Source organism: Rhizobium sp. L9 (assembly GCF_002531885.1).
In the GTDB taxonomy this organism is placed as follows: domain Bacteria; phylum Pseudomonadota; class Alphaproteobacteria; order Rhizobiales; family Rhizobiaceae; genus Rhizobium.
Genome location: NZ_NWSZ01000058.1, coordinates 1 through 8,710, shown reverse-complemented (window position 1 = coordinate 8,710; position 8,710 = coordinate 1). Strand labels below are relative to the sequence as shown.

The window sequence follows — 8,710 nt, the reverse complement described above, 5'->3', positions numbered from 1 at the left end:
CGGTGGAAAAGGCATTGGAGCCGATCGTCGAACGCGGCCCGAAACTGCACCAGGCCGGCGAAGCCGGTTACCGCTGAGGAGCATCCATGCGACTACTCGTTCTTGGCACGGGCGTGATGGCGAAAAGCCAGCTCACCCACTTCAGCAAAATCGACGGCGTGACGGTGGTTGGCGCCGTCGACACCGATCCAGACCGGCTTTCCGCCTTTGCCGACAAGTTCAATATCGAAAAGCGGTTTCATTCGTTGGATGAGGCGATCGCCTGGGGCGAGTTCGATGCGGCGACGAACATCACGCCCGATCGCATCCATCACCCGACCACCATGGCGCTGATTGCGGCCGGCAAACATGTGCTCTGCGAGAAGCCGCTGGCGGAAAACTATCCTAAGGCGCTGGAGATGACGGAAGCGGCCGAAAAGGCCGGTGTCATCAACATGGTGAACCTCACCTATCGCAACGTTGCGCCGCTGCAGCGTGCCCGCGAGATGGTGCTATCAGGCGAACTCGGCACGATCAAGCATGTGGAGGCCTCCTATCTCCAGAGCTGGCTCGTCTCGCGCGCCTGGGGCGACTGGCGCACCGAATCGACTTGGCTGTGGCGGCTTTCCACCGGCCATGGCTCGAACGGGGTACTCGGCGACGTCGGCATCCACATCCTCGATTTCGCTGCTTACGGCGCCGCGACCGACATCGACCACGTCTTTGCCCGGCTGAAAACCTTCAACAAGGCGCCGGGCGGCCAGATCGGAGAGTATATGCTCGACGCGAATGACAGCTTTACCATGGCCGTCGATTTCGCCAACGGCGCGCTCGGCGTCATCCATGCCAGCCGCTGGGCGACGGGCCATCTGAATGAGCTTAAGCTGCGCATCTATGGCGAAAAAGGCAGCCTTGAAGTCATCAATCGCCCGGCTGGGTCCGAGTTGCGCGGCTGCCTCGGAGAGGATGCCGAGACCGCCAGCTGGAAGGAGATCGAAGCGCCGCCGGTGCCAACCAACTACCAGCGCTTCGCCGAAGCGGTGGCAAGCGGCATCCAGCCCGACCCGAACTTCCGCCACGCCGCCAACCTGCAGAAGGTCCTCGATCTCGCCATGGTGACGGAGCGCGAGCGGCGCGAGCTGAAAGTCTGATCTCCGCTTGGGATATGGAAGCGCCGTTCAGACGCGGTTTGCCGTGCTATCGCGCGCCGATTGATTGTTGGTGCAAAGTAGAAAAAAGGCCCCGCCGAAGCGGGGCCGGAGGTAGTCGAGCCGCAGCAGGCGGTCTCGATCGCTTGATTATTCGATGACCTGCACGACTCTATGGGTGCGGGGTTCAACGATCACACGACGATCGTTGACGACCGTATAGGCGTATTTGGGGTTGTCGGGCACCGGAGTGACGACGACATCCGCCGGAAGCGGCTTGCCGACGACGATCGGCTGTTCAACGACCACGCGGGAGGTCGGGGCAGGCTGCTGCTCGACATAGGTGACGACCTCGCGCGGCGGCGGGTCAATAGCGGCACCGGCGACACCGCCGGCGATGCCGCCTACTGCGGCACCCACAGGACCACCGACGATCGCGCCGGTGATGGCGCCACCAGCTGCACCGGTGACTGCTCCGTCAGCCAGAGCATTGGTGGCAAGCGACGACAGCGCAAGGGCGCCGGAGACAAGTATGATCTTGTACATTTTGCTTCTCCTTTGCTGGGGTTGCACTCGACTAACGACGTCGCCAAATCGAGGTTCCCGCAGCAAAGAATCACGCTTTGGAAGGCCGGTTTACATTCTGTGAGGCGGCCGCTGCATGTGTGGGACTGGGATTATTCCAGGCGCCGGCGGAAGAGCCAGGCAGCGGCGCTGAGCGTCACTGTAGCGATCAGCGCCAGTGGGATGGTCTGGTTCACCACCTCGCTCAAAGGGATATCCTTGAGGAATACGCCTTTGACGATCACCAGGAAATAGCGCAACGGATTGACGTAGGTTATCGGCTGCAGCCAGCCCGGCATGTTTTCGATTGGGGTCGCGAAGCCCGAGAGCAGCATGGCCGGGACCATGAACAGGAAGGCGCCGAGGATCGCCTGCTGCTGCGTCATCGACAGCGCCGAGATGAAAAGACCGAGGCCGGCCACAGAACCGAGATAGAAGATCGCGCTGCCGTAAAGCAGGAAGAGCGAGCCGCGCAGCGGCACCTGGAAGAGGAAGACGGCGGCGAGGATATAGACGGTTATATGGAAGAGACCGATCATCATCGGCGGGATCAGCTTGCCGATCAGGATCTCGTGCAGGCGCAACGGGGAGACCATCAGCTGGTCGAAGGTGCCGAGCTCGCGCTCGCGGGCGATCGACAGTGCCGTGACGATCAGGCCGATCAGGAGCGCGATGCTGGCGATCAGGTTCGGCACCATGAACCATTGATAGGTGAGGTTCGGGTTAAACCAGTTGCGCGGCACGGATGAGACGGTGCTGGCGCCGGCGCGTTTGCCGGCCGGCGTCTCGGCAGCAAGCGCCGCACCGATCTGCGAGAGGTAGCCCGCGACGATCTGCGAGGCGTTGGAGCGGCGGCCGTCGAGCACCACCTGCAGGTCGGTCGGCGTTCCCGCTTCGATATTGCGGGAGAAATCCGGGCCGATTTCGATCGCGGCGATGACCGTCTGATTGTCTATCGCCACCTGGACCTCAGCCTGTTCGGCGGCGATCCCGATATTGCGGAAGGTCGGCGAGCCATCGATACGCTCGATCAGTTCCTGGCCCCAATGGCCGTTGTCGCGGTTGAGGATCATGACGTCGACATTGCGCACTTCGAGCGTCGCCGCATAGGAGAAGACGAGGAGCTGGACGATCGGCGGGCCGATCAGGATGGCGCGGCCCTTGGGGTCGCGCAGCACGGCGAGCAATTCCTTGACGATGAGGGCGTAGAGCCTTGTCCATCCCATCTCAGCCGATCCTCTTTCTGGTGCTGCGTGCGGCCAGGACGAACATGACGCCGCCGATCGTCAGCATGACCGAGATTGCCTGTCCGAACATCGGCCAGATGTCGCCAGCGAGAAACACCGTCTGCAGGCTGGGGATCAGGTAGCGGGCCGGCACGATGAAGGTGATCCACTGGATGATCCTGGGCATGGAATTGATCTCGAACAGGAAGCCCGAGAGCAGGAAGGCCGGGAGGAAGGCGGAGATCAGCGCCAGCTGCGAGGCGAGAAACTGGTTCTTGGTTGCCGTCGAGATCAACAGGCCTTGCCCCAGCGCCGGGATCAGGAAGGCGGCCGACAGGGCATAAAGGCCAGCGACCGAGCCGCGGAACGGCACGCCGAAGAGAAAGACCGCAAGCAGAACGCAGAGCGTCATCGACGTCAAGCCGAGCAGAAAATAAGGCAGGATCTTGCCGGCAAGCAGCTCGACGGCCGTCACCGGGGTCGCCATCATTGCTTCCATCGTCCCGCGCTCCCATTCGCGGGCGACAACGAGTGAGGTCAGCAGCGTGCCGACCAGCGTCATGACGATGGCGATCGAGCCCGGCACGAGGAAATTGCGGCTGGTCAGCTCCGGATTGAACCAGAAGCGCTGCTCGACTGTGATGGCGGGACTGTGGGAGGCGACGTCCGCCTGCCTCTGCTGTTCCCAGTTGGCAACGGCGCCCTGCGCATAGTTCTGGACGAAGTTCGCCGTGTTCGGATCGGAGCCGTCGACAATCACCTGGACCTGCGGGCGGTTGCCGGCGGTATAACGGGTGGTGAAATCGGCCGGGATGACGACGATGCCGCGCACCTTTCCGATCACGAGATCTTCTTCGAACAGGCGGCGGTCACGGCTGATCGCCACGTCGAAATAGCGCGAGGCCCGGAAGCTGGCCGCGAGGTCCTGCGTCAGCGGCGTCATCTCCTCGGTCACGAGGCCTATGCGGGTACGCGTTGTATCGAGCGAGACGCCGTAGCCGAAGAGGAAGAGCAGGATCAGCGGCAGTACGAAGGCGATGAGGATGCTGCTCGGGTCGCGGATCGCCTGGAAGCTTTCCTTGCGCACCAGAGCTGCAAGACGCCGGAGCCGGCCGGAGGAAATGCTCATGCTGCATCCTCCGCTTCCGATTGCTGCACCAGCGCGATGAAGGCGTCCTCCATCGTCGGGTCCGGCGCATCCTTTGTCGCGACACGTGCCTTCAACTCATCGGGAGAACCGAGCGCGATCGAACGGCCGCGGTAGATCAGCGAAATGCGGTCGCAATATTCCGCCTCGTCCATGAAATGGGTGGTGACGAGCACGGTGACACCCTTTTCGACCAGGCCATTGATATGCGTCCAAAACTCGCGGCGAGTGATCGGATCGACGCCGGAGGTCGGTTCATCGAGGAAGAGGGCGCGCGGTTCGTGCATGACGGCGCAGGCAAGTGCCAGGCGTTGCTTGAGCCCGAGCGGAAGATCCTTGGCGGCTTCGCGGGCATGGCGGCCGAAATCGAAAATGTCGGCCATCAGCTCTATGCGCTCGCGCCTGCGCTGGCCGCGAAGGCCATAGACGCCTGCGAAGAATTCCAGGTTCTGCATGACTGTAAGATCGCCGTAGAGAGAGAATTTCTGCGCCATATAGCCGAGCTGGTTGCGAGCTTCGGCGGCATCGCGACGGAGATCGAAACCGGCGACGCGGCCTTCGCCGCCGGTCGGCTTCAACAGGCCGCAGAGCATCTTGAAGGTGGTGGACTTGCCGGCGCCGTTCGGACCGAGCAGGCCGAAGATCTCGCCGCGGCGGATATCGAAGCTGATGTCGTCGGCGGCGGTGAAATCGCCGAAGCGCTTGGTCAGGCCCCTGGCCTCGATCACCGGCCGGTCACCCTCGGCTTTCAGCGGCTCTTGCGCTTCGGCAAGCCGGGAGCGGCCGCCGGGGCCGCCGCCGAGCATATCGACGAAAGCGTCCTCGAAACGCGGTGGGGCGGGAGAAAGCGATGCGCCGTCGCCGGCCTTGCCGATATCGGGCGTCTTGCCGCTGGCCGCGACGAGGCGGATCGCCTCGCCCTGAATCACCCCGTCGATGACGCCATCGGCCTGCAGGAGTTCGGCGAGAACCTGCCGACGGCGGCCGGTGACATCGGAGACCCGGAAGACGCGGTCGCGGACGCGCTCGGTCATTTCATTCGGTTTTCCCGAGAAGAGCAGTTTTCCCTGGTTCAAGAGCAGCACGTGGTCGCAGGCTTCGGCCTCGTCGAGATAGGCGGTCGACCAGACCACGCCTATGCCTTCCCTAGTCAGGTTCTCGACCATCTTCCAGAGGTCGCGGCGCGAGATCGGGTCGACGCCGACGCCCGGTTCGTCGAGCAGCAGCAGGCGCGGCTTTTTCAGAAGCGCGCAGGCAAGGCCGAGCTTCTGTTTCATGCCGCCGGAGAGCTTTCCGGCGAGCCTGCCGGTGAAGCGTTTAAGGTCGGTGAAGGTCAGCAGCTCGTCGAAGGCGCCGCTGCGTTCCCTCTTCGGCAGGCCGCGCAAATCGGCATAGAGGTCGAGGTTTTCCTGCACCGAGAGATCCTCATAAAGACCGAAGCGCTGCGGCATGTAGCCGATCGCCGTCTGAATGCCGGCGGCGTTCTTTCTGGTGTCGAAGCCCAGCACTTCCATCGTTCCGGTGTCGGGCAGCATCAGGCCGGTCATCAGCCGGATCAGCGTCGTCTTGCCGGCGCCGTCGGGACCAACGAGGCCGGTGATCGCGCCGCCGCCGATGACGCCGGAGACGGCGTTAAGGGCTGCAGGCGCATCGCCGAAGCGTTTGGTGACGCCGTCGATCCGAACGAGCGGCCTGGCGTCCCGACCGGGTTCTGGGGCAGTCATTGTCCGCCTGTCGGCGGCGCGGACAGCCGCACGGTGACCGGCATGCCCTGCCGCAGGTCGGGGCCGGGCCTGTCGATGACGATCCTCAGGCGATAGACGAGATCGGTCCTCAGTTCAGGCGTCTCCACCGACTTCGGCGTGAATTCGGCGACCGGCGAGATGAAGCCGATGGTGCCTTCATAGGGTCTATCCGGCTGGGTATCGGAGGTGACGGATACTTTCATGCCGGGGCTGACGCGGCCGAGATCGGGTTCGGCGACATAGCTGCGCACCCAGACCGGCTCAGTCAGGGAGAGCACGAAGACGGTATCGGCCGGCGAGACGATCGCGCCGTTCTCCCGCACCCGCGAGAGGATGACGCCGTCGTTCGGAGCGCGCAGTTCGGTGTCTGCGAGCGAGGTTCGGGCTGAGGCGAGTGTGGCCTCGGCGGCCTTCAGCTGGGCGTCGGCGGCGGCGATGTCCTCGACGCGCGAGCCTTCCTGCAGCAGCTTCAGCGCCTCGCTGGCGGATTGCGAGCGGGCGGCGGCCATAGCCTTTGCGGCGGTCGCCTGGTCGAGGTTCGCTTCGGAAATCGTGCCCTGCGGGCGAAGCTGGCGGGCGCGGTCGTAAGCGAGGTTGGCATTCTGCAGATCCGCCAGGCTTTCGTCGTAGGCAGCTCGTGCCTGGGCGATCTCGGTCGGCCGCGGGCCAGCCTTCAGCTTGTCGAGCGTCGCGCGAAGGGCCGCGGCATTGGCCTCGCCGGAGCGGACTGCGAATTCGTAGGGTGCGGCGTCGAGCTTCGCCAAAACCGTTCCGCTCTTGACGACATCACCCTCGTCGACCCCGAGTTCGGAAATACGGCCGCTGACGCGAAAGCCGAGCGAGACCTGACGGATATCGACATTGCCGTAAAGGACGAATTCACGCCGGGCCACGGACAGCCCGCCGAATTTTTCGGGCAGGCCGTACCACCAGGCGGCGGCACCTGCGGCAAGGAGGAGAAGAATCACGAGGAGAAGGATGCGTTTCATGCTGCGCCTCTTTTCGGCGGGCCGATGACATCGACCAGTTCGGCAGCAAGGCCGCGCAGGATTTCCACCTGTTCCGGGCCGAAGGCGTCCCATTCCATCTGCGCGAGTACGGAGGCATGGGCGAAGCGGAAGATGAGGATGCTGCCGACGAGGTTGAAAGTGCGCAGGCGCACATGTTCGGACGCCGGATCCTCGCCAAGAATGGCGCCGACCAGGCGCCGGCCCATTTCGATCATTGGTCGCATGATGCCCTGATAGACCCGCTTGAAAGCCTCAGTCGGCTCCATCTGCTCGCGGATCAGGAAACGGGCCCAGGGTTCGGATTCCTTGGCGACGAAAAGCGTCACCATGGTCTGGAGAACTTCAGTCAGGAAAAGGCGGGCGTCGGCTTCGCCGAGCGGCTCGCCGGCCGCGTCGAGCGCCACCAGATGCGCTCCGATGCGCGCCCTCATGCCGCTGACATGCGCGTCGATCTGCATCATCAGATGTTCGGCGGTTGCGATGTAGAGGCCTTCCTTGCTTCCGAAATAATAGGGGATCGCCTGCAGGTTGACGCCGGCGGCTTCGGTCAGCTGGCGCGTCGAGGCGCCGTCGAAGCCGTAGCGCCCGAAGACGTCGAGAGCGGCGGACAGCATCTTCTGGCGCGCGATCTCTGCGCGTGCGGAAGCTGGTGGATTTGGAGTGTCACTGTTCTGGGTCATGACGGATTCATAACACCCGAGTTTTAGTAAGTCAATCGAATGATATATTATAGATGGCGAACCGCTTCGGACGCGGAAAAGGGCACGTTATGTCCTCACAGAGGTCGGGATGGCGGCTAAAGCGGTTCAGCGTCACGGAACAGCAGAACCGCTCCAACCTTTTGGATTTGTGCCGGATGGAAACCGCTTCGCACTTTGTTGGAATTGCTCTAACAGTGGGAAGCACCGTTGACGACACTGATGTGTCCGGCGCCGACAGCGGCGGAACGAAGAGCCGTTGTTTTTCTCGTTATGCGCTGATTTTTTGACACAAAACTGCCTTGCTCCTTCCCTATCGCCAATGCGATGCGTATCCAAATCTATATTATCGCGCTCCTGCTCAGCGCCATCATGTGGTCGATCTCGTTCGATGCGGCGCGAGAATCCTATCATGCCGCACAGAGCGCGGGCCTGATGCCGAACCTGCAAATCAACAAGAAGCTGGATCGCATCCTCTAAGCTGCGATTCGCGTCCGGGCATCGCTTCCAGCGGCGGTGTGGCTGGTTTCGTCAGGCATGTCGATGTCCTTCCGTATAGAAAGTCAAATTTCGTAAAATTTGACCGGTCCGCTTAAAAGCCCTGCAAATACTGACGTGTAGAGTGTTCTCATGAAGGCGGCCGAAGCGTGGACAGACGCATCGACCGCTTGGATCAGGGCGAGACGAAAGCCCTGCGATCCGAAAACGGGGACTTTCGACATGCAGAAAACTCTTGCCGCCATCGCCTTGACCTCGAGCATCATTGCGGCTGCCGGGCCGGCCCTCGCCGTCGGGCCTGCCGGTCTTGCCCAAGACCTGATGTATACGTCTGCCATCGGCCGTTCGCCCGAGATTCCGCTGACGACACGTGTGGGTTTCGTGCGGCCGAGCGTTCCCTTCGTTCTACGCAGCCCGGCTGCTATCGAAGGCGAGGGCTATCGGCTCAAGGCCTATTCGAAGAGCCTAAGTTTTGCCATCGACTATGTGTTTGCAAAGACTATCGGCACCGTGGAAGCGCTCGCGTTTCTGCGCTAAGTCGCGAGGATGTCGGATTAAGCGTCCAGTTCGCGACGAACGTCGAGATACCATTCGACGAAGGCTTTGACGCCGACATCTAGCGTTGTGCCCGGCTTGTAGCCCGTCAGCGCGACGAGCAGATCAGGGGCGGCGAAGGTGCGCGGCACGTCGCCCTT

Annotated in this window: 10 protein-coding genes and 2 pseudogenes; 5 read left to right on the top strand and 7 right to left on the bottom strand. The window is 62.7% G+C overall.

Annotated features, from left to right (window positions below; genetic code table 11):
- Nucleotides 1–77, top strand: a pseudogene (locus CO660_RS33045) (trehalose utilization protein ThuA); the annotation flags it as partial.
- A gap of 9 nt (nucleotides 78–86) precedes the next feature.
- Nucleotides 87–1,130, top strand: a complete 1,044-nt coding sequence (locus CO660_RS31820) for a Gfo/Idh/MocA family oxidoreductase (protein WP_097601836.1) — start codon at nucleotides 87–89, stop codon at nucleotides 1,128–1,130.
- Between the two features lie 147 nt (nucleotides 1,131–1,277).
- Here the strand turns inward: CO660_RS31820 and CO660_RS31815 are convergent, their stop codons facing one another.
- From CO660_RS31815 to CO660_RS31790, 6 genes are all read right to left on the bottom strand, one after another.
- Nucleotides 1,278–1,673, bottom strand: a complete 396-nt coding sequence (locus tag CO660_RS31815) for a DUF1236 domain-containing protein (RefSeq protein ID WP_064705948.1) — start codon at nucleotides 1,671–1,673, stop codon at nucleotides 1,278–1,280.
- Nucleotides 1,674–1,804: 131 nt separating this feature from the next.
- Nucleotides 1,805–2,917, bottom strand: coding sequence for an ABC transporter permease (locus CO660_RS31810; protein WP_097601835.1), 1,113 nt, complete (start codon nucleotides 2,915–2,917; stop codon nucleotides 1,805–1,807).
- Between the two features lies 1 nt (nucleotide 2,918).
- Nucleotides 2,919–4,046: an ABC transporter permease gene (locus tag CO660_RS31805; protein WP_097601833.1), complete on the bottom strand. Its 1,128-nt coding sequence runs from the start codon at nucleotides 4,044–4,046 to the stop codon at nucleotides 2,919–2,921.
- On the bottom strand, nucleotides 4,043–5,788 hold the full coding sequence (locus CO660_RS31800; protein WP_097601832.1) for an ATP-binding cassette domain-containing protein: 1,746 nt from the start codon (nucleotides 5,786–5,788) through the stop codon (nucleotides 4,043–4,045). Before CO660_RS31800 ends, CO660_RS31805 begins: the two co-directional genes overlap by 4 nt.
- Nucleotides 5,785–6,798, bottom strand: coding sequence for a secretion protein HlyD (gene hlyD, locus CO660_RS31795; protein WP_097601830.1), 1,014 nt, complete (start codon nucleotides 6,796–6,798; stop codon nucleotides 5,785–5,787). Before hlyD ends, CO660_RS31800 begins: the two co-directional genes overlap by 4 nt.
- Entirely contained in the window at nucleotides 6,795–7,499 is a 705-nt protein-coding gene (locus CO660_RS31790) for a CerR family C-terminal domain-containing protein (RefSeq protein ID WP_097601828.1), read from the bottom strand. Before CO660_RS31790 ends, hlyD begins: the two co-directional genes overlap by 4 nt.
- A gap of 176 nt (nucleotides 7,500–7,675) precedes the next feature.
- Between CO660_RS31790 and CO660_RS34420 the strand changes: the two genes are divergently transcribed.
- The 3 genes from CO660_RS34420 (at nucleotide 7,676) to CO660_RS31785 (ending at nucleotide 8,552) form a co-directional block, all read left to right on the top strand.
- Nucleotides 7,676–7,807, top strand: a complete 132-nt coding sequence (locus CO660_RS34420; RefSeq protein WP_280953022.1) for a hypothetical protein — start codon at nucleotides 7,676–7,678, stop codon at nucleotides 7,805–7,807.
- A gap of 37 nt (nucleotides 7,808–7,844) precedes the next feature.
- Nucleotides 7,845–7,997, top strand: a complete 153-nt coding sequence (locus tag CO660_RS33550; protein WP_176536418.1) for a hypothetical protein — start codon at nucleotides 7,845–7,847, stop codon at nucleotides 7,995–7,997.
- A 240-nt stretch (nucleotides 7,998–8,237) separates the two neighbouring features.
- The gene (locus CO660_RS31785; RefSeq protein ID WP_097601838.1) at nucleotides 8,238–8,552 is read left to right on the top strand and encodes a hypothetical protein; all 315 of its coding nucleotides are present in this window, start codon (nucleotides 8,238–8,240) and stop codon (nucleotides 8,550–8,552) included.
- 17 nt (nucleotides 8,553–8,569) lie between these two features.
- Here the strand turns inward: CO660_RS31785 and CO660_RS31780 are convergent.
- Nucleotides 8,570–8,710, bottom strand: a pseudogene (locus tag CO660_RS31780) (UDP-glucuronate 5-epimerase); the annotation flags it as partial.